This window comes from Haloferula rosea, from assembly GCF_016595525.1.
Taxonomy (GTDB): domain Bacteria; phylum Verrucomicrobiota; class Verrucomicrobiia; order Verrucomicrobiales; family Akkermansiaceae; genus Haloferula; species Haloferula rosea.
On the sequence record NZ_JAENII010000001.1, the window covers coordinates 89,732 to 110,583 of the forward strand.

Consider the following 20,852-nt stretch of genomic DNA (forward strand, 5'->3'; position numbering starts at 1 on the left):
GCTTATGAGATTGCTCGTCTTCGTTTCCCTTCTTCTTTCTTGGTCTGCCCTGGCTGCCGAGAAAGGGAGTCATACTTGTCGCATCCTGTTCCTGAATGCTCCAACGGATGCCCCGGAAAAGCTCTTCTTGTTCGACGGGAAGGTTTCCCAGGAGGTCCAGCTTCCACGGATGAATTTTTCTCCGGTCTATCGCCTTGCGGCGGGGGACCTGACCCTGGTGATGTCGGAGAAGTCCTACATGGCGCCCGAGGAAGTGGATCCCAAGGCGCCGCGGGTGAAGGTTCCTGCTGCGGTAAAGGACTTCTATCTGCTGGTCGCTTCGGATCCGAAGAACACGGTCGCACCTGTCAGTTTGAAGGTGGTGCCGATTGACTCATCCACCTTCAAAAGGGGTGAAATGATGTGGTTCAACCTCACTGGAAACTCCGTCGGCGGCAAGGTCGGTCGGCAGGATCTGGCGATGAAGGCAAACTCAAGGACCTTGCTCAAGGCTCCCGCCGTAGGGAACGAGGACTATCATGTGAATCTGGCCTATCGCATCCCCGGCAAGAAACATCTCTATCCGCTTTGTGAGACGAAGTGGGTTCATGATCCCAACTCGAGAATGGTGGTCTTCGTCATGACCCAGAACGGGAGTCGCACTCCCCGGGTCATGGGTTTTGCCGACTTCCGGAACGACGGCAAGGAAGGCAAGCCGGCGGAGTAGACATGCGCGGCAAGGGTCGCACCCCTGATCAGAGGCCTCGGCGCAAGTCGTTCATGAGGCTGCGGTATTCCGGGTTGGAGGCGAGGTTGTTCCATTCATGGGGATCCCCCTGATGGTCGTAGAGTTCTTCTTCGCCGTCCTGATAGAGGATGTAGCGCCAGCGCTCGGTGCGCACGGAGTGGTTCCCCTTGTCAAAGACGGTCACCAGCTTTCTTCCGGTCTTCTGATCCGGGTTCCGAAGGAGCGGCGCAAGCGATTGCCCGTCGAGCCCTTCCGGTGGTTTGACGCCGCACAGGTCCGTGAGGGTGGGGTAGAGATCGATCAGGCCGACCGGTTGATTGCAGCTTGAGCCTGCGGGGGCGAATTTGCCTGCCTGACTTCTTGGAGGGGCGATGATCAGCGGCACCTTGGTCGACCGCTCCCAGCCGGTCCATTTCCCCCAATGCTCCTTCTCGCCGAGATGCCAACCGTGGTCGGACCAGAGGACCACGATGGTGTTGTCCCGATAGCTCGATTCGTCGAGGGCATCCAGAAGGCGGCCGATCTCGTGGTCCACGTAGGTCGTGCATGCAAGGTAGCCTTCGACGGCTTTCGACCATTGATCGTGTTTGACGACGGATGCGTGTGCCCCTGCCGTGACCGCTTCCCGAGCCCATTTTTTTCCGGTTTCACCCAGGTCGTCGAGATCGTCCTCCTTCACCGGAGGCAGCTGGCCGGGGTGTTCCTTGAACCGGTCGAAGAAGCGTTTAGGTGCCCATAGCGGGATGTGGGGCCGGTAGTAGCCGAGGGCGAGGAAGAGGGGAGCATCGTCTTCCTCCTCCAGCTTGCTGATCGCCCAATCGGTGATTCGGGTATCTCCGAAGTCGCTATCAGGCACGTCCCATGGACCCCAATCGAATGACTCTCCGGAGAGTTTTTCAGGGGCGCGATCCGAGGGCATGCGATTGAGCGGCAGGACCACCTGGCGCCCCAGGGAGTCGGTGACGAGGTGTCGCGGGTTGTTGCTTCCCTTGGTGGGCAGCGCCTCCTTGGTGTAGCGTGCCTGTTTTGATGGGATGGGGCTCCAGCGCTGTTCGACGTAGACGTAGTCCGGCACGGCGGGATGGTCCCGATCGGAGGTGTCGTGGATCAGTTTTCCGGTGCCCATGGCACGGTAGCCGGCTCTTTCGAATGGAATGGGAAGTTTGATGGCTTCCGGCATCATTCTGGAGAGTGAGTCCTTGCCGTTGGTCCAAACGCCGGTTTTCTCGGGCATCATCCCGGTGAAGACAGCCGCCCGCGATGGCTGGCACGCTGGGGAAGCGCAGTGGGCGTTGGTGAAGAGCATGCCGCGTGCGGCCAGCCGGTCGATGTTCGGGGTGTGGGCCTGAGGGTGACCGCCCATGCATCCGATCCAGTCGTTGAGATCGTCGATGGCGATGAACAGGATGTTGGGTTGCTGGGTGCTGCCTGAAGACGGCACAAGCGTCAGGGAAAACGCCGCAAGAATGGTCTGGAGTAAGGGTTTCATTGCAAAAACGGAGCAAGGGATCAGCGCGTGCCCCACTGGCATCATGCAAGCTCATCTTGAACCCCATACGGTTCAAGGTTCATCGCCCTGTGTCACTGGAATGCGTGACATGCGAGCTGATGTTCCATCGGCTAGTTTGAAAAGTGACGGGGTGGAGGAGGGATCCAGGCTCGCCTGCGTTCGCCATGTCCGCGGACGTTCCCTCCGACCGACTGGGGCCACGTTCAGGTTTGCTCCGCCTTGTCCAACTGATCGACACAACACAGCAATGAGTAAAACACGAATGAATTGGATGGTGGCGCGGGCCTTGATGGTTTCGATGGCCGGAGTCATGGCGGCCCCTGCAGGAACGCTGGATTCCAGCCAAGCGGATTGGTATGAGCGCTACAAGAAACAGGAGAACGCTCCGAAGCCAGCTGAGATGCAACTCAACGAGGAGGCCGAGCCGTCCTTGGAGGAGGGCTTCTCCGAGTTGTTCAATGGCAAGGATCTGACAGGTTGGACTGCCAAGGGCGGCAAGGCGAAGTTCGAGGTGAAGGATGGCGCCATCGTCGGCACGGTGGTTCCGGATACTCCCAGCACATACCTTTGCACGACGAAAGATGATTTCGGCGACTTCATCTTCACTGCTGAGCTGAAATGGGCGGTGAATCTGAATTCCGGAGTGATGTTCCGGGCTTCCTCGCGTCAAAAAGGAAAGCAGGAGGAAGTCTTCGGTCCCCAAGCGGAGATGGAAGGCATCACGGGTGACCGGCGCTGGTCAGGTGGTGTCTACGGGCAGTCGTGTGGAGGCTACTTTTATCCGCTTTGGCTCGAAGAGCATGAAGCCGTGCGCTCGGCCATGAAACCGAAGGACTGGAACCGGATTACGATTTTAGCCAAGGGAAACGTGGTGAAGACCTGGCTCAATGGAGTGCCCGCGGCACACTGGGTGGGAGATGGTACGTATGCCAAGGGATTCTTCGGGTTGCAGGTCCACAAAGCGAAGGCGGGCCAGGTGATGTTCCGAAACATCCGGGTTAAGGAACTGGATGAGTAGGCGCTTCAACCGACACGTGAATGCTTCCCTGCGGGCGAATCGAGCACGGATCTGGCACCGGGTGTCAGACGAGAATGGCGCTGCTTTGGGAGGGAGACGGTCATACCTCTGGCAGGTGGGCCGGACGTGGTCCTGAAGGCGGTGCCATTCGGGTCAGATGAGATTTTTGTGCCCTTTGGGGAACTTCGTTCGTTCGGGTAGCTGAGAGGGCGAGAAGGCACCGTCCATGTTGAAATGACCAAGGATGAACTAGGAGAGCTGGTTGAAGCGCATCAGGCGGAGTTGTTCCGTTACCTGAGGTTCATCGGTGCCGACTTCGCGACCGCGGAGGACCTGGTGCAGGAGTCGTTCATCCGGGCGTTCAGGGCCAAAGTGGCTCCGGACCTCGGAATGCATTCGGCCCGGCGAGCCTGGTTGCGTCGGATTGCCCACAACTTGTTCATCGACCATTGCCGGCGCCGCAGCCGTTCCCCCGTGAGCTTCAACAGTGAGGCGGCGGAAACGGCCGAAGATTTCTGGCACAAGGAGTTCTACCAGCATGACGAGGGTTTCGGCTGCCTCGAAGCGCTCGAGCTTTGCATGAAACGCCTGTCCGACAGGCAGCGTGAATTGATCGAGGCATTCTATGCTGCTCGTCGTTCGCGTGAAGACATCGCGGAGTCGTTTGGGATCACCCCGAGTGGGGTGAAGGCATCCCTGCGTCGCATCCGTGCCTCGCTTGGCGAGTGCATCCACCATCGACTCGCCCAAGCATGAAACCCGAAGAGCTCCGAGATCGATTGGTGGATCTGCTGCTTTCGGAGTCCGTCGGCAAGCAGTCGCCTCCGGATGTGAGGGAGCGGGTGCTGCAGGCGGTCAATGCCTTGCCCGAGCCCTCGACGGTCGACTTCTTGTCGAGACCGGCGCCCGTCCCGCTGCAGTCCGCGAAGCGTTCCAGAGTGCCGGCTTTGGCCATCGCAGCACTGCTCGTGCTCTTGCTGGGCGGCGGCGTCTTTCTCCAAGCCCATCGGGTCAAGATGGCCCGGACTCCGATGCTCGTCGAGGCTTCGGGAAAGGTGGATCGAGTGGGCGGTGCCCTCGGGCCGGGTGAGAGCCTGACGACAGGCCCCGGGTCCGCTGCGACGCTCCGCTATCAGGATGGCACGGTCGTCATGGTGGCTGCGGATACCCGCGTGATGGTGATGGAGGGGACGACGTGGGATCGCTCGAAACGCATCCGGGTGATGTCCGGTCAGGTGTCCGCGGATGTGATGCCTCAACCGGATGATCATCCGCTGAGCTTCGTCTCGACCGATGCCCGATGCGAGGTGGTCGGAACTTTACTGTCCTTTCAAGTGGCCCCCGAGCGGAGTCGACTCGAAGTCCAGGAGGGATCGGTTCGCTTCATTGGTGAGGGAGGAGGCAGCCGGGTTCTGGTGGACGAGGGGTGCTTTGCCGAGGCGGGGCGATCTGGTTTCAAACATGGCCGAATCCCGGCTCCTGCGAGGGTGGGGATCGTCGGATTCACCCTCATGAATGCGGAGACCGACATGCCGATCCGTGACGAGCCCCTGGTGAGTGGCGAGGTGATCTCGCTCTCTTCGCTGCCAACGAAGAAGATCAACATCCGTGCGGACTTCGAGGGGGAGCCTCCGGTTTCCGTGAGGATCGATCTGAGGCGTCGCCATGGCCACCCGACCGGGCTGCCGCCCCATTCGACCGATCTTCACATGCATCCCCCGTACTTCGTCGCCGGGGATCACTGGGGAGACGGCAGGCCTGAGGACTGTGCGGAGTGGACGCCGCCCCTTGGATTCTACGAGCTGTCCGCAGAGGCGATCTACGCGGACGCCGAAAAAAGCGAGGCCTCCAGACCAATGGAACTTGAATTTCAGATCAGCAGATAGACATCACCGTGAAAAGAAATAGCTCTTTCATCCGTTTTGCGGCCGTCGTCCTGGCGGCCTTCTTGTCGGCTCAGTTTCAGCTTCGTGCCGCCGAACTCAACGTGCTTGAGTTGACCGAGGTGGATTCGGCGGCCCTGAATTTCTCGAGTTCCGCCGCAAACTTCAGCCAGAATGTCAACGGCAGGACTTACCAACGTTCACCGGTCAGCAGCTTCAAGGGGTATCAGTATGCGACCTATTACGACGGCAACCGGAACGTCTGCCTTGGTCGGCGCAAGCTGCCTTCCGGTCCCTGGGAAGTGATCCGGTTTCCGGACTACTCCATCACGAGCCATGATTCCCACAACATCACCGCGCTCGGGATCTGTGCCGGCGACGGCACGATTCACCTGGCGTTCGACCATCACAAGCATCCCCTGAACTACCGGGTCTCGTCGGTGGGGGTGGCGACGAATCCGGATGCGGTCAGCTGGTCGGCCTCGCTCTTCGGGAGTGTCACGGATGAGCTTGGATCGGTCGGGCGTCTTACGGACGTGACGTATCCTTCATTCTTCCAAGCCCCGAATGGTAACCTGATGCTCTTTTATCGGTTCGGAGGATCGGGGAATGGAGATGGGATGATCTACGAATACGATGGAAGTAGTAGCGATTGGAGTCCGGGGATGGGGAAGTTCATCTCCCGCTCGGGAACCTACAATGGGGCGGTGTCGAGCAACAGCACGAGCCGGAACCCCTACATCAACGGGATTTCCTACGGAGGTGATCGTTTGCACGCGTCGTGGGGATGGCGCGAGAGCAGCGGGGGTTCGCAATTCAATCATGATCTGAACTACGCCTACAGCGACGACGACGGGCGCACCTGGAGGAACTCGGCAGGAACGCAGATCGGGGTCACTGGGTCGTCCTTCATCTCGATCCATTCATCGGATCTGATCGTTGCGCCGATTCCCCAGAACATCGGCCTTTCGAACCAGTACACCCACTATGCCTATCCCGACGGGAGTTGTCATGTCGTCGTCGCCCACAGGGAGGGGGGGACGGGTTCGGTGCGCTACCATCACTACTGGAGGAATGCCGCTGGAACGTGGTCGAGCGAGGTGCTTCCCCTATCCGGGTCGCGCCCGAAGCTGGTGGGTGACGAAAATCGCGAGCTGTTCCTGGTTTATGTGTCCGGCAACACGCTGAGGGTGGCGAAGGGGACGCCGAATGCTTCGGAGACTGCTTGGAGTTGGTCGAGCATCCATTCACAGAGCGACAGGAGCGAGGGTGGAGAAGGTCAGATTGACGTGGCCCGATGGGAGGCTGATCGGATTCTCTCGGTTTATGGTCAGGAGGATCCTCCGAGCAACGGGTCTTCGACCGCGCTTCATGTGCTGGACTACCAGGTGTCGGCCAAGGCCATTCTTCCTCTCCCGGCGCATGAACAGTCGGACGTGGACATCGCCATCTCGCTCGAGTGGACCGGGGGGATCGATGCGGACATGCATCGGGTCTATCTGGGAACCGATCGGGCTGCCGTCGAAGCGGCGGATCCTTCCTCTCCTGAGTTTCAGGGTGAGCAGGTTGCCGCGAGCTTCACCCCCACCGGCCCTCTGGCCAAGGATACGACCTACTACTGGCGTGTCGACGAAGTGGACTCGGAATCAAACGTCCATTCCGGGTTGATCTGGAGCTTCACCACCAGCCCGGATTTCCTTCCGGGTGATGTGGCCGACGCCAGCGTGAAGGAGGATCCCAGCGTGACGGATGTTTCCAGCCAGACGACCCTGCTCGGGGCGGGAGGTAGCAGTCCCTGGGTGGACCGCTGTACGGTGTATGTGTTTCAACTGCCGGACCTCGGGGCGGTGGCGGATCCGTTTCTCACGGCGAGCTTCCGCTTCAACATGGAGTCCAAGCAGGGCAGCCTGATGGACAATGATCTGTATGGCTTGGGGAGGAGGAGTTCTCCCGAGGTTCTCGCCAGCGACTACTATGGGCAGACGTCGACCGGTGATCCGACGGATGCCACCAGGTTGGAGGCCGGCATTCTCACCGACGCAACGCCGCTCGGTGCGATCCGCACTTCGGCGGGTGGCGACAGCGCCCTGTTGGACTACCTCAATGAACAGTATGATTCGGGGGCGGGCATTGGTGAGTATGTCTTTCTGCGCCTGAATACTGCGGAGCCGAAAGCGGGCATCAACCGCGCCACGCTCACCATGGCTGAAAGCGGCGATGAGGGAAGTCGGCCACGGATCGTCTACTCCTCCAGCTCGGGTCCCACCGTGACGATGGTGGTGCTGGGAAGTCCGGAAGACCTGACGGATGGAGCCACCTGGTCGGATGGCCTGCCTGCGCACCCTGGATCGCATTATGTAGTTCCTGATACGGGAAATCTTCGAGGTGAGGCGGGGAGCTCCACTTTCCCGGGAATCTCTCTAACCGTGGAGAAAGGCGGCAGGTTCCAGGTCAGGAGCAAGGAGGACTTGGGGGAGTTGACGACGGTCGATCAACTGATCTTGAGCGGGGGCTCGAGCTATGCTTCCGGCAACTTTGTCGAACTCACCGCGGGAACCGGATCGATGGTGACCAATGTGCTCGATGGAGTCATCACGAACTCAGGCTTCAGCCGTTTCCTGAGCTACGGTGTTTCGGGGGGAAGCAACCTCGAGCGCAATCTGAAGGTGCATTCGCGGATTGATGGATCGGGGCGAATTCAGGCAAGGGAGGGTTCAGCGGCGGGCCTGAGTTCGGTGATCATCACCCATCCCGCCAATGGTTTCTCCGGGACATGGGAAGTGGCGGAGGGAAGTGCGCTGATCTTTGAGAATGCGGGTGCCGTGGGCACCGCGGATATCGAAGTGGCGGCAGACGCCCGTCTTGAGATTCAAGGTCACTGGACAGTGGGAGGTTCCCTGAGCGTGGCGGACACCGCGGCGACGGAAGTCGATCTCGGGAGTTTCGGATGGGTCGTCGAGCAGTTGACCTTCGGATCCCTGATGATTCCAAGCGGCACCTATGGCACGGCCGAGCTCAATGCTTTCGGAAGCAACGCGGTGTTCACGGGAAGTGGAGCGCTGACGGTGATCGTCAGCGGGGAAGGTGGTCCGGTGGCCCGCTGGGCGCTTGACGAGGGGAATGGTATCCTTGCGAGCGATTCTTCGGGCAATGGGCAATCGGGTGAGCTTCTGCATGGCGCGACGTGGGGATCGGATGCAACCCGGGATTCATTTGTCGTGCTCGATGGGGTGGACGATCGGATCACGACGCCATTCGCCTATGCGCTTTCTGCCGGCGATGACTTCACCTGGGCATGGTGGGCGAATCGGGCGGCAGGCAATCACAGCGGTGCGATCATGGTGGGCAATCGTTTTCCTGAGGGACCCCCCGGGGAGAGATTCGAATTCATCAAGTTCACGGCGGTTGAAGCGCAGTTTGCCGATGTCGAGGAGGCAGGCTCGATTGCGAAGCATCCCTACGCAGAGGTTTCCGAAGGAGAGTGGCATCACTATGCCATGGTCAAGACCGGCACGAGCTACCAGTGGTATGTGGATGGCGTGCCACAGGGAGCGCCTCTGACTCATGCTTACAGTGAGTCTTCGCCGATTCCCTTCCAGATCGGTGGGGACGACAATGATGGGACGCCGGGTGGCAAGGAGAACGAGCACTTCGAGGGAATGCTCGACGATGTGGTCCTCTACGATCGGGCCCTCACCGCTGTCGAGCTCGGGAGCGTCATGGGGGGGGGCTACGCGGACCTGCCCCAAACCTGGCAGGAGAACTGGCGTCAGGCGCATTTCGGAACGAGGGAGAACTCAGGCATTGCCGCTGACGACTTCGACGCGAACTCCGATGGGGAAGACAACCTGCTCGAGTTCGCCACGGGTCAGGATCCGTTTGCAGCGACCTTGGCATCGACGCCCATGGTAGTGGGCGGGGAGAATATCGAGTTCCGCTACCGTCGAAGCAAGGCAGCCCTCGCCGATGGCGTAGCGTTTCAGGTCGAGTGGAGTGACACGATGACGGGTGGATCCTGGAGCACCGACGACACCGTCGATGAATCGGATCCGGAGAATCCTGACACGGCTGAGCTCGAGTTCCGGAGGGTCCTGCTCCCTGGTGGTTCGGCCGGTCGACGGTTCTGCAGGTTGAGGGTCACCGCCCCATGATGGTGTTTCGGGAAGCCCCCTGGTTTGGACACCTCCATCCATCCTGATCATGATCTTGTCCCGAAAACAGGGGACAATTTTTGGTGTGCTCTTTGAGTGAAACAATTCGTTAGTTCCTGCACAAAGCCGAGAATCCTTTGTTGCGGACTAGAATCGTGGTTTCGAGCTGTCGGAGCCCCGTGAGCGACAGGCCAAGTTCTCCGATGCGAACGATTCAGATCCAGAGTTTGCCCAAGTCATGGTGAATAACCCTACACTCATCCGATTTCTTGCCGCCGTGCTTCTGGTGACGCAGATCTCTGCCTACGAGGTCTGGATCGGCACCCATCTGATGCGGAGTGCTGATGCCAATGACCTTCCGTCCTGGTCGCTCACGGCTTCGCAGGTCGACGGATTCAACGTCAACCGGGCTCCCCACGATACCGATCCAGCCTCGAATCAAGAGTATCGGACCATCTTCCAGCAGTTTACCAATGCGGAAAGTGCGATTACCGAGTTCGCCCGTTCTCAGGCGACGCGTGATCCAGAGAAGGTCGACGAGCTCGCATTCCCTTCCATTGCGCAGCGGCTTGAGGACATATTCAGTCTGGAAAGAAACTTCGGCTACGAACTGACGGCCATCATGTTCTACGACGAGCGGGGGACCTTTCAGGGGACGGAATACCTCTACGAATGGACGGATACTGAGATCCAGTATTTGCGGGACTGGCTGGACGACAATGGCCACTCGGACATCGAGTTGAAATGGAATGTCCGCAACAACAGCGTGCGAAACCAGCAGATCGCCGCGAAACCAATCGTTGATTCGGTCGAGATCGAGGCAAGCACGACCGCCCTGCTTAACAATACGAACAACCAGATCACCTTCTTCACGTGGTATTGGAACAATCCCGCTACCGCGAACAAGCCGATCGCCCTGCAGATCCCAAGAACGCTGAATTCGCTCAACCAGTTCAAGGGAACGCGGCGGGTGGCCGAGAAAATCGGAGGGATCATCGGATATGGCGATGACGGTATGCGTAGTGATCGCCTCATCTTTCTGCCCGTTACCTATAACGACAACTACGACTATCTTCCCGAGACGGTTTCCAACGGCGCGAACTACACCAACACGCTGACCAGCATCGCGCTTTCCCTGATTGAGCAGCGAACCCTGTTCGAGGGGCGTGTCCGCGTTCCCACGATCGCCGATGCGGACAGCACCACCCGGCTGTTTCCGCCGACGGTTGATCCGATCGCCGACCAGATCGTGCCATCCGGGACTTCGACCGGACCTCTGGCATTCTCCGTTGGCGATGATGCGACCCCGGCATCCGATCTAACGATCTCGAAGAGTTCATCGAATACCAGTCTAGTATCGGAGGCGAATATCGTGTTCGGGGGTAGCGGTGCGAACCGAACAGTGGAAATTACGCCGGAGCCCGGCCAGAGTGGTAGCGCCGAGATCGAACTCTGGGTGGGGGATGGCACGCTTGGCACTCCGGTGAGTTTTACCGTTACCGTGCTTCCGCCGGGACTGATCCCGGAGACGCTGTATAGCCTGGCTCCCGATTGTTCGATCAAGGAGAATCTGGAGCTCGAGAAGCAATCCTCCGCGACGGTGGATGTGGGTTCCCGGGGGTCGGGGTCGGGGGTGGAGCGGTGTACCGTCTATGTGTTCCAACTGCCGGACCTGGGGGTGACAGCGAATCCGTTTCAAGAGGCCAACTTCACATTCAACTACGTGGCCAAGAGCTCGACCTTGAGAGGTCATGATCTCTACGGGCTGGGTCGACGGAGTAGTCCTACACCTGTGCCGGGAGACTACTATGCCGAGACGACCACAGCGGACCCGACGGATGCCACGCGACTTCAGCAGGCGATCATGAACAACAGTACGCCGCTGGGTCTGGTGACCACCACCGCCGGAGGCAGTGCCAATCTGGCGGCTTACCTCAACGCCCAGTACGCCGGTGGGGCGGGGGCGGGTGAATATGTCTTCCTCCGGATCAACACCCGGGACACGGGATCCGGGGTCAACTACGCGACCCTGACCATGTCGGAGGGCGGTGCATCCGGTCCGGTCGACACCCGGCCACGAATCCGCTACACGGCGACGAACCCGGTTCCGACCATCACCTCCATTCCCAGTCAGACCTTGGGCTTGGGTGAGTCATCAGACGGGCTATCGTTTGCGATCGGTGATGACGGCACTCCGGCGGGTTCGCTCGCTCTAAGCGGATTGTCCAGCGACACCACATTGGTTCCTAACAGCAACATCGTCTTTGGAGGCAGTGGAGCGAACCGCACGGTGACCGTCACTCCCGCCCCTGGACTCCTTGGTTCGGTGGACATCACCATTCAGGTCAGCGATGGAACTTTCACTGCGGAAACCAATTTCACGGTTACGGTGGAGGGGACTCAACAAGTGATGGCGGGCTGGGATTTCTGGAGCAGCGATACGGCTCCTGATGCGAATGTGACCGCGGCCGGAATCATAGCGAGCGCGAGTGCATCGACTGCTACGGGGAACTGGAGCAGGACCGATGATGGAGGTAGTGGTCGTGGATCCAGTGGAGATCAGACCTGGGGCTCCTTCGGTGGGAACGGTGTCTTGGCGAGCGCGGTGACCTCAGGCTCCAGCTCGAATCTGACCGCCTTGAACGGGGTGACCGACGCGGAGCTCACCCTGACCGTCACCAACAACGGTCCCACCGATTGGGAACTCGACGCCTTCCACATGGATGTGATCGCTTTCCGTCCCAACGCGCCCCGAACCTACGAGTTGGAGGTGGTCAGTGGTGACGTCACCCAAGGGGTGGTTTTCACCTCGGCGGACGACGAGATCAGTGAGCTCGGAGGAAGTCTTTCGGGATCCAACGACGATCACGACGAGGTCGACATCGATCTTTCGGGGCTTGCCGACTCGACTCTCGAGACAGGCGGCAGCGCGGTGTTCCGGATCACCTTTTCAAGTGGGACCGGATCAGGCGGTGGTCATCACCTGTTCCTCGACAACGTCGCGGTGTCTGGAGCGACAGTTCCACTGTCGGAGCGTGAGAACTGGCGCTTTCGGTATTTCGGAACGATCGAGAACTCCGGAGTGGCCGCGGATGGATTTGATGTGAACGACGACGGCGAAAGCAACCTTCTTGAGTTTGCCACCGGCCAGGATCCCCATGCTGCGACCCGTGCGGTAACGACTTTGGACCTCGCTGGAGGCGGAACGACCTTCCGCTATGCCCGGAGCAAGGCGGCGCTTGCCGACGGGTTCATCTTTCAACCGATGTGGAGTGATTCGCTCGCTGCGGGTTCATGGAGCACCGTGGACCTCGTGGATGGACCGGATCCGCGAAATCCAGATACCGCCGACCTGGAGTTCCGGCGCGCCACGATGCCTCTCAGTCAAGAGGGGCGCCGATTCTTCCGCCTAGAGATTTTAGAACCATGAAACCCAGACGACCATTTTTTATGAAGCGCTTTGTTGTCACGCTGCTATCCACAGCTGCCATCGCATCGGCCCAAGTTTACAACGAGTCGGGCGGCCTGGTGGTGATGGAGATCGAGAACACCGCATCGCCTCTGGGGTTGTGGCAGGAGCAGAGTTCCCTGTCCGGCTACAGCGGGGACGGCTATCTGCAGTTCCTCGGCAACAGCTACGAGACGGGTCCTGCGACTTCGCCTCTTGAGTTCAACTTCACCATTAATCAGTCCGGGCTCTACTACCTGCACCTGCATTGCGCCAAGGAAACCCACGATGGGCGGACGGATGTGGCCAATGACTGCTACGTGCGCGTCGAAGGCGACTACAACGCGGGGCCGGGACCGCACGATGGTCACGGCGACAATGCCTCACTCTCCGTGCTGAAGAACAATACGAAGTACTTCGGTGGGGCGACGAACAGCTGGAAGTGGGAGAACGGCCAGAACTCCTCCGGTGGTGCCGGGAATCTTGACCCGGGTGGACACGCCAACAAGCGGGTCGCTGTCTATGATTTCAAGGCGGGCGAAACCTACAAGCTCGTGGTCTCCGGCCGCTCCAAGTTCTTCCGCATCAACCGCATCGTCTTCCGTCACACCTCGACGTCGCAGAGTGTGGCGCAGAACCTGAGCACGCCCGAATCGGACACGACCGGGGGGGGAGAGACGTGCTACGTTTACGATGCGACTTCCGATTTTCCGGACATCACCTCCGGAGATGTGGACTACTATGCCGACAACGGCAATGACGCGCTGGCGATCGCGGCCAACATCGTGGAGAATCGAACCGGATTCGCCCGCGCCTCGCGCGCCTTCGACGGTCCTACGGGAACCTACGACGTGACCATCACGACGATGACCGAGGAGGATGGGGAGTCGACCTATCATCTGCTGGTGAATGGCGTGCAGGTGGCCACCTACACCAACCCTTATGTTTTCGTCGAGCAGGGCAATTCCCCCCTCGACCTCCAGCCGCACACCCACACTTGGAGCGGGATCTCGATCCCGAATGGAGCGACGATCGCGATCGAGTCGAATGCCGACACCAACGGCGAAATCCCGGAGAACGGAGGAACCGCCTGGGCGCGCGGCCGCTGGCAGCAGATTGAGATTTGTTCCAGCACCTCGCTGGTCCGTCCGCCGGCCGGCCGGATCGCCTATGTCGCCGACGGCAACTCGCCGGATCCGGATGACATCGGCGCCAACGCGGTGGTCTTCGGGCTCCTTGATGGCGCGGGATTGCAGGATCGGCTGGTCCACTTCTCGCATTCGTGCGACCTCAATCCCCTCGCCACCGGCGGAAGCCAGAGTATCGACGCTTCCAATGAGCAGCGCCGCCAGAACTACCTGCATCAAACCGCCGGAGAGGGGATCGCGCACTTCGGGCCGTTCCCGAACCTGACGGACTACTACAACTGCCGCAGCGAGCAATCCGCAGCCGTCAACGACCTGCGCGACGCCATCAACGCGTCTTCGGCCGGCGATCCGCTTTGGATCATCGAAGCCGGAGAGCCCGACATCATCGGCTACGCCCTTGATGCCGCCACCCCGTCCAAGCGGCAATTCGTTCATGCGATCTCCCATCATCCGGCCAACGACAACAGCGGCGACTTCTACACCTGGGCGCAAATCCTTGCCTTCGGCGTGACCGAACACCAGATCGGCGACCAGAACGTCGGCCTGCAGGTGCAGATCAGCTCAGGGCTCTGGGACTGGGCCGAGGGTCACAGCGACCCGGCGATGGTCTGGATTCTCGACCAGCTCAAGTATGCGGAAGCGGACGGGGTTGTTGGCTTTCAAGACAACAAGTATGACTGTTCCGACGCGGGGATGATCTACTGGTGGATCACCGGTGCCAATGCGGGCGGCAACCGCAACTCGACTCCGGTCGAGATCAAGGACATGCTTCTCTACGAAGGAGCCCCGGGGCCGGTCGATCCGCTTCGTCCGGTGGGCCATTGGAAGTTGGACGAAGGCACGGGCACGGCGGCCGTGGATTCTTCCGATTTCGGCAATGATGGAACGCTGCTCAACGGCGTGAGCTGGGGAAGCGATGGCACCCGCGGCACCTATGCCCAGTTCGACGGGAGCGACGACCGCATTGCCACGCCGTTCCGCTACGCGCTCTCTTCGAGCGACGACTTCACCTGGGCCTGGTGGGCGAAGGTGGAGCCCGGCAACTCGACCGGAGCGATCATGGTTGGCAACCGCTACGGCGGCACGGGTTCGGAGAACCTCGAGTTCATCAAGCTGATGCAGCACGAGGCGCAGTTAGCCAATTCGGACAGTGCCGGATCGATTGAGAAGTACAACTATGCCGACCTTCCCACCGACCAGTGGCACCACTATGCGATGGTCAAGTCGGGAACGAGTTATCAATGGTATGTCGATGGTGTGGCGCAAGGGGCACCCCAGACCTTCAGCTACAGCGAGAGCTCGTCCATCCCATTCCTGATCGGTGGCGATGATGATGGCAGTGGGACGAAGGTGAACGAGCACTTCGAGGGATGCATCGACGATGTGGTGCTTTATCGACGGGCTCTGACCCCTGCCGAACTTGTGGATGTCCAGAACGGGATCTATTTTCCGGCCCCACCCTCGATCGAGATTCTCGCGGGATGGGATTCATGGGATAGCGACTCGGCTCCAAGTGCCACTGTGACGGCGGCGGGAGTGAGTGCTTCGGCCACGGCCTCGGCGGAAAGCGGCGCTAGCAGCTGGAGCACTAGCGACAGTTCGGGCGACCCTGGTCGCGGATCGAGTGATGACGGAACCTGGGGAGGCTTCGACGAGGATGTGTCGGCCAGCACGGTGACCAATGTCCATGGATCCAACATGACTCTGACCAACGCCAAGACAGACGGTGAGATCACCCTTACCATTACCAATAATGGTGCGTCGGATATTGAACTGAATGGGTTTCACTTCGACGCCGTGGCCTTCCGACCAAAGGCAGCCAGGGCCTACGCGCTGAGCGTGCTGGCCGGCAGCGACATTTCCGTCGGCAACGTTTTCACCTCGGCCGACGATGTGATCACCGATCTCGAGGGAGGCCTGAGCGGTCATAATCAGCATGATCAGATCGACCTCGATCTGTCCGGTCTGGCGGACGCGACACTGGAGGTTGGTGGAACGGCGGTTCTCCAACTCACATTTTCGAGTGGGGCGGGCGACGGATCCGGCGGGCACCATTTGTTCGTCGACAATGTCGCCATCACCCATGCGGTGGCCTCAACTCCGGTCAATGCGCCGCAGGTCAATGCCGGTTCGGATGTGTCTGTCACCCTTCCCGTCAACCAAGCGAACCTGGTCGGCACGGCGACGGACAATGGCACGGTCGTCTCGACCGTCTGGACTCAGGAGTCGGGTCCCGGAACGGCGACGCTCAGCGGCGAGAACTCGCTCAACCTGACCGCGTCCGATTTGGTTCAAGGAAGCTATGTTTTCCGCCTGACCGCGACGGATGATGAGAGCAACAGTTCATTCGATGAGGTCACGGTGAACGTGCTGCCGGTCGGTGGTGGCACGGCCGCGATTACGGGTGAGTTGAAGAAGTGGCATAAGGTGACCTTCTCCTGGAATGGACCGAGCAGCAGTGAAACGGCTGGAACTAACCCCTTCAGCGACTACCGGCTCAACGTGACCTTCAGCCATGCCGGCAGCGGGAAGAGCTACACCGTGCCGGGCTACTTCGCCGCCGATGGCAACGCCGCCGAGACCTCGGCCGACTCGGGGAATGTCTGGAGGGCGCATTTCGCGCCGGACGAGGAAGGGGAATGGAGTTATTCCGCATCCTTCCGCACTGGATCTGACGTGGCGGTCAGTTCGGCGATCGGGGCGGGATCTTCAGCCGGTTTCTTTGACGGCGATGGCGGACTGTTCACCATCGGTGGGACCGACAAGACCGGCCGCGACCTGCGTGGCAAGGGCAGGCTCCAGTACGTCGGCAAGCACCACCTTCAGTTTGCCGAAACCGGCGAGTATTTCCTCAAGGCCGGACCGGACGCACCGGAAAACTTCCTGGCCTACGATGACTTCGACGACACCCCGAATGATCAGGACAACCAGCCGAACAACCGCAAGTCATGGGGTCCTCATGCCGGAGACTACGATGCTGCTTCCGCGTCGCCATTCACCTGGCAGTCGGGCAAGGGCACCGAGATCCTGGGAGCGGTTCGCTATCTGGCTGAGAAGGGTCTGAACTCCTTCTCGTTCCTGACCTTCAATGTAGATGGAGACGACGACAACGTTTTCCCGCATCGTCTGAGGTCCACCGTGTCGGCCTACGAAGGTGTGGCGGATAACGCCCGCTGGGCAAATGCCAATGGAGTGTTCCACGACCGCTTCGACGTCTCGAAGATGGCGCAATGGGAGCGGGTCTTCGAGTACGGCACCCAGCAGGGGATGTATCTCCATTTCAAAACCCAGGAAACCGAGAATGACGACCGGATGGATGGTGGGGGACTTGGGCGGGAACGTACGCTCTACTACCGCGAGTTGGTGGCCCGCTTCGGCCATCATCTGGCCCTCAATTGGAATCTCGGGGAGGAGAACACCAATACCACGGCACAACAGCAGGATTTCGCTCAGTGGTTCCACGACAACGACCCCTACCAACACAACGTGGTGCTCCACACCTACCCCTGGCAGAAGGACGCGGTTTACACTCCGCTGTTGGGAACCGCTTCCAAGCTCACGGGGCTGTCGCTTCAAACGAATCAGGCCGATTTTACCAATGTCTTTCCGGATACCCTCGCGTGGGTGAAGAACTCCGCGGGGGCGGGCGTACCGTGGGTGGTCGCCTGCGACGAACCGGGCGACGCGCAGCACGCGCTGCGTCCGGCGGGCGACGCCGGAAGTAGCTGGACCGACGGCCGCAAGAACGCCCTTTGGGGCAACGTGATGGCGGGTGGTGCCGGGGTGGAGTTCTACTTCGGTTACCAGCATGCCAACTCTGACCTCACCTGTCAGGACTATGCGTCCCGCGACGGCTTCTGGGACTATTGCCGCTACATGATCGAGTTCTTCGAGAACAACGAGGTTCCCTTCCAGGACATGGCCAACGAGGATGCGCTGGTTTCGAACTCCGGGGCTTGGTGCTTGCGCAAGACCGGAACCGACTACGTGATCTATCTGAAGAACGGAGGCACCACCAATCTCGATCTGAGTGCCGCATCGGGCGACTTCGATGTCCGCTGGTATGATCCGCGCAACGGCGGCGTGTTGCAGCAGGGCTCGGTCGTCAGCGTGAACGGTGGCGGGGCCGTGAGTCTTGGCACCGCGCCTTCCGCGAATACCTCGGATTGGGTCGTGCTGGTCAGCAATGGTGCCGGCGGCGGGAACACGCTGAACGGTGAGATGCCAGGACTCGAGGAGGATGCCGATGTCCGCAATGACTCGGTGGTCGTGAATCTTGGAGCGGACTCGCTGGTGCCCGGGAAATCCGGAGGGGGAGGTGGATTCGACCGCGCCACGATTTTTGTCTTCCAACTCCCCGACCTCGGGATGATCGATGACCCCTTCCTCGCCGCAACGCTGAGTTTCAATGTGGTGGACGTCAGCACATCTCCGCCTGGGGTGGATCTTTATGGTCTGGGAAGGAGGGTGCTGCCTGACGTGCTTGCCGGCGATTACTACGGGGAGAACGGGACGCCTGATCCAACGGATGCGGATCTGATCCAAAGCAACATCCTTACCAGTAGCACCGGCACAGGGGCGGTTAGTTCGAGTGCAAGCAGCGCCCTGGCCGCCTACTTGAATGCCCAGTACGACGGCGGCAATGGAGTGGGTAAGTATGTGTTCCTGCGCTTGAGCACGAACGGGGTGATCAGCGGACTGCAGCGGCATTTCGTCACATCGGCAGATGCCCCGGGCGGCGCGGGTCCTCGTATTTCGTTCAGCGCTATTGAGGAATCGGACTCGGCCGTGTCGCAGGACTTTAGCGACTGGCTTGCTGGATTCAGCTTCCCGCCCGGTGCGGATCTGAACCCGGACGGGGATCCCGACCTGGACGGCCGGACCACGGAGTTCGAATACCTTTTTGGACTGGATCCTTCGGACGGAGCTTCAACCCACCCCTTCGTCAGTTTTCCGGAGCCGATCGGCGGCACCTTCCGCTACACCCGCAGGAATCCGGCTCTTACCGGCGTGACGGACTATCAGGTATGGATGTCAAATGACTTGTCCGGATGGAGTCGTGACGCCACTGCGACCCAGACGGTGGTGGTCGATGCCGATGTGCAGGAAGTGGAAGTGACGCTGTCCGGACCCAAACCACTTGCGGCCCCCAGGTTGTTCGCCCAGATCCGGGTCGGTGAGTAGGGTGATGCTTCAGTCCTTGTACTGATCGAGCAGTTCGCTGAGCTCGCGATGCACTTCGGGGTGTTGGCCTGAGAGTTCCTCAGTTTCTCCAGGGTCGGTCCCGAGGTCGTAGAGTTCGACCGGGCCATCGACACCATAGCGAACGGCCTTCCACTTCCCTTTGCGGGCGGCTTGGAAGACTTCACCGACGATCCCGGAATTCGGATCACCGGCCTGTTTGCCGAACTCCCAGTAGAGGATGCGTTCGGGGAGGGGATCGGGCTGGTCGTTGAGCAAGGGGGCGATGGATAGGCCATTGGTTTTCACACGTGGCACGGTGTTGAGGTTGACCCCGGAGAGATCCGCAAAGGTAGGCAGCACGTCGGCGAAGGCCCAGGGGGTGTCATCGGTCCGGCTCTTCTTGATTGCAGCAGGCCAGTGAAGAATCATGGGCACATGGATGCCTCCATCGTAGAGGTCGCGCTTCATGCCCTTGTAGGGGGCAGATGCCTGGAAGAACTCCGGGTCGGCACCTCCCTCATCGTGCGGTCCGTTGTCGGAGGTGAAGAAGATCAGTGTGTTGTCAGCGATGCCCTTGTCTTCAAGCACGTTGACGATTTCACCGACATAGGAATCCAGCGCTGTAACCATGCCTGCCAGGGTGGCGTGGGGGTGGTCGACCGCTTCGGGGTAGTACCAGGCATACTTGTCCGAGGGGGATCCGGTCGACATGCCGGTGTAGGGTTTCTTGGGGAGCTCACCATGATAGGGCGTCACGAACTTCTCGGGAGCGGCGAGTTCGGCGTGTGGAGAGGAGTAGGAAAGCATGACGAAGAACGGATTCTCACGGTCCTCCTTGATGTAATGGATTGCTTCGTCGGTGAAGAGCCGCTGTGCGTAGGCGCCCTTCTTTCCTCCTTCGTTCTCCTCGATCCTGAGTTTCTGTCCATCGCGCCAGAGAATCTGTGGATACTGGCGGTGCCCCTCGAGGATGGAGTACATTCCGAACCAGGTATCGAATCCCATCGCGAGGGGGTCGGTGACGCCCATCTGGGATCCGATGGAGTATTTGCCGAACAGAGCGGTGTCGTAGCCCGCATGTTTGAGCACGTGTCCGAAGGTGACATCGAGTTTATCGAGCTCCACGGTGTTCGAGTTGTTCGTCATCAGGCGGCCGTCACGACCGGTGAAGAGAGATACGCGCGAAGGCGAGCAAACGGTGTTCCCCGAGTATGCCTGGGTGAAGAGGATGCCGTTCGCGGCGAGGCGATCGAGATTCGGTGTGCGGATCGGTGTGTCGCCGTAGGCACCGATCTGGTTGATCCCGAGGTCATCCGTGAGGATGAACAGGATGTTGGGTTTTACGGCTGCCTGGCCATGAGTCGCAAGAGCGGTCAGGAGGAGCAATCCTGCGTGCAGAGTCGATCGGGTTTTCGAGGTGTTCATGATCTTCGCTTGAGGAATGGGGTAATGATTCAGTCCATCGAAATCCGGGCGGGAATCGAGGATTATCTTTCATCCCGAAGGGGGGATTCCGTCATCCTCGGGCGTCGGCTGAGGATGAGTCCTTCAACAAGAACGAGGATGACAGGCATGGGTCGGAATAATGATGCATTTCGATCCAGATTTTCTGAGAATTTGCAGCAGAGCAATATCCTCCGAGTTAAGTTTTCCGTGAGGATGATGTAACGGTAGCCATGTTCCGTTTCAGCGCTGGAACGCGATCACCGACTGAAGCGGAAATGATGAATCAGACAATGAATCAATGGAAGTGGCAAGCTGATGGGTCAGCGGGATTCCCTGG

The 20,852-nt window shown here is 59.9% G+C and carries 9 protein-coding genes; 7 read left to right on the forward strand and 2 right to left on the reverse strand.

Going from position 1 to position 20,852, the window contains the following annotated elements; all coding sequences use genetic code 11:
* The first annotated feature begins 4 nt into the window (after positions 1 to 4).
* Complete coding sequence (locus tag JIN81_RS00385) at positions 5 to 706, forward strand: hypothetical protein (RefSeq protein WP_200275077.1); 702 nt, start codon at positions 5 to 7, stop codon at positions 704 to 706.
* Positions 707 to 734: 28 nt separating this feature from the next.
* Here JIN81_RS00385 and JIN81_RS00390 read toward each other — a convergent pair whose 3' ends face one another.
* Positions 735 to 2,216, reverse strand: coding sequence for a sulfatase (locus tag JIN81_RS00390; RefSeq protein ID WP_234044352.1), 1,482 nt, complete (start codon positions 2,214 to 2,216; stop codon positions 735 to 737).
* A 268-nt stretch (positions 2,217 to 2,484) separates the two neighbouring features.
* Here JIN81_RS00390 and JIN81_RS00395 point away from each other — a divergent pair, with 268 nt between their 5' ends.
* From JIN81_RS00395 to JIN81_RS00420, 6 genes are all read left to right on the forward strand, one after another.
* Positions 2,485 to 3,255: a 3-keto-disaccharide hydrolase gene (locus tag JIN81_RS00395; protein ID WP_200275081.1), complete on the forward strand. Its 771-nt coding sequence runs from the start codon at positions 2,485 to 2,487 to the stop codon at positions 3,253 to 3,255.
* 234 nt (positions 3,256 to 3,489) lie between these two features.
* Positions 3,490 to 4,011, forward strand: a complete 522-nt coding sequence (locus JIN81_RS00400; RefSeq protein WP_200275083.1) for an RNA polymerase sigma factor — start codon at positions 3,490 to 3,492, stop codon at positions 4,009 to 4,011.
* Positions 4,008 to 5,141 (forward strand): FecR domain-containing protein, encoded by a 1,134-nt coding sequence (locus tag JIN81_RS00405; RefSeq protein WP_200275085.1) that lies wholly within the window; start codon positions 4,008 to 4,010, stop codon positions 5,139 to 5,141. The genes JIN81_RS00400 and JIN81_RS00405 overlap by 4 nt, the downstream gene beginning before the upstream one ends.
* An 8-nt stretch (positions 5,142 to 5,149) precedes the next feature.
* Complete coding sequence (locus JIN81_RS00410) at positions 5,150 to 9,289, forward strand: BNR-4 repeat-containing protein (RefSeq protein WP_200275087.1); 4,140 nt, start codon at positions 5,150 to 5,152, stop codon at positions 9,287 to 9,289.
* Between the two features lie 238 nt (positions 9,290 to 9,527).
* Positions 9,528 to 12,719, forward strand: coding sequence for an autotransporter outer membrane beta-barrel domain-containing protein (locus JIN81_RS00415; RefSeq protein WP_200275089.1), 3,192 nt, complete (start codon positions 9,528 to 9,530; stop codon positions 12,717 to 12,719).
* Between the two features lie 20 nt (positions 12,720 to 12,739).
* Positions 12,740 to 19,069 (forward strand): DUF5060 domain-containing protein, encoded by a 6,330-nt coding sequence (locus JIN81_RS00420; protein WP_200275090.1) that lies wholly within the window; start codon positions 12,740 to 12,742, stop codon positions 19,067 to 19,069.
* Positions 19,070 to 19,078: 9 nt separating this feature from the next.
* Here JIN81_RS00420 and JIN81_RS00425 read toward each other — a convergent pair whose 3' ends face one another.
* Positions 19,079 to 20,494, reverse strand: coding sequence for a sulfatase-like hydrolase/transferase (locus JIN81_RS00425; RefSeq protein WP_200275092.1), 1,416 nt, complete (start codon positions 20,492 to 20,494; stop codon positions 19,079 to 19,081).
* Positions 20,495 to 20,852: the final 358 nt, after the last annotated feature.

Coding starts and splice junctions, on each gene's coding strand:
- JIN81_RS00405 (WP_200275085.1), top strand. CDS start 4,008: ATGAAACCCGAAGAGCTCCGAGATCGATTGGTGGATCTGCTGCTTTCG.
- JIN81_RS00420 (WP_200275090.1), top strand. CDS start 12,740: ATGAAGCGCTTTGTTGTCACGCTGCTATCCACAGCTGCCATCGCATCG.
- JIN81_RS00385 (WP_200275077.1), top strand. CDS start 5: ATGAGATTGCTCGTCTTCGTTTCCCTTCTTCTTTCTTGGTCTGCCCTG.
- JIN81_RS00390 (WP_234044352.1), bottom strand. CDS start 2,216: ATGAAACCCTTACTCCAGACCATTCTTGCGGCGTTTTCCCTGACGCTT.
- JIN81_RS00395 (WP_200275081.1), top strand. CDS start 2,485: ATGAGTAAAACACGAATGAATTGGATGGTGGCGCGGGCCTTGATGGTT.
- JIN81_RS00425 (WP_200275092.1), bottom strand. CDS start 20,494: ATGAACACCTCGAAAACCCGATCGACTCTGCACGCAGGATTGCTCCTC.
- JIN81_RS00415 (WP_200275089.1), top strand. CDS start 9,528: ATGGTGAATAACCCTACACTCATCCGATTTCTTGCCGCCGTGCTTCTG.
- JIN81_RS00400 (WP_200275083.1), top strand. CDS start 3,490: ATGACCAAGGATGAACTAGGAGAGCTGGTTGAAGCGCATCAGGCGGAG.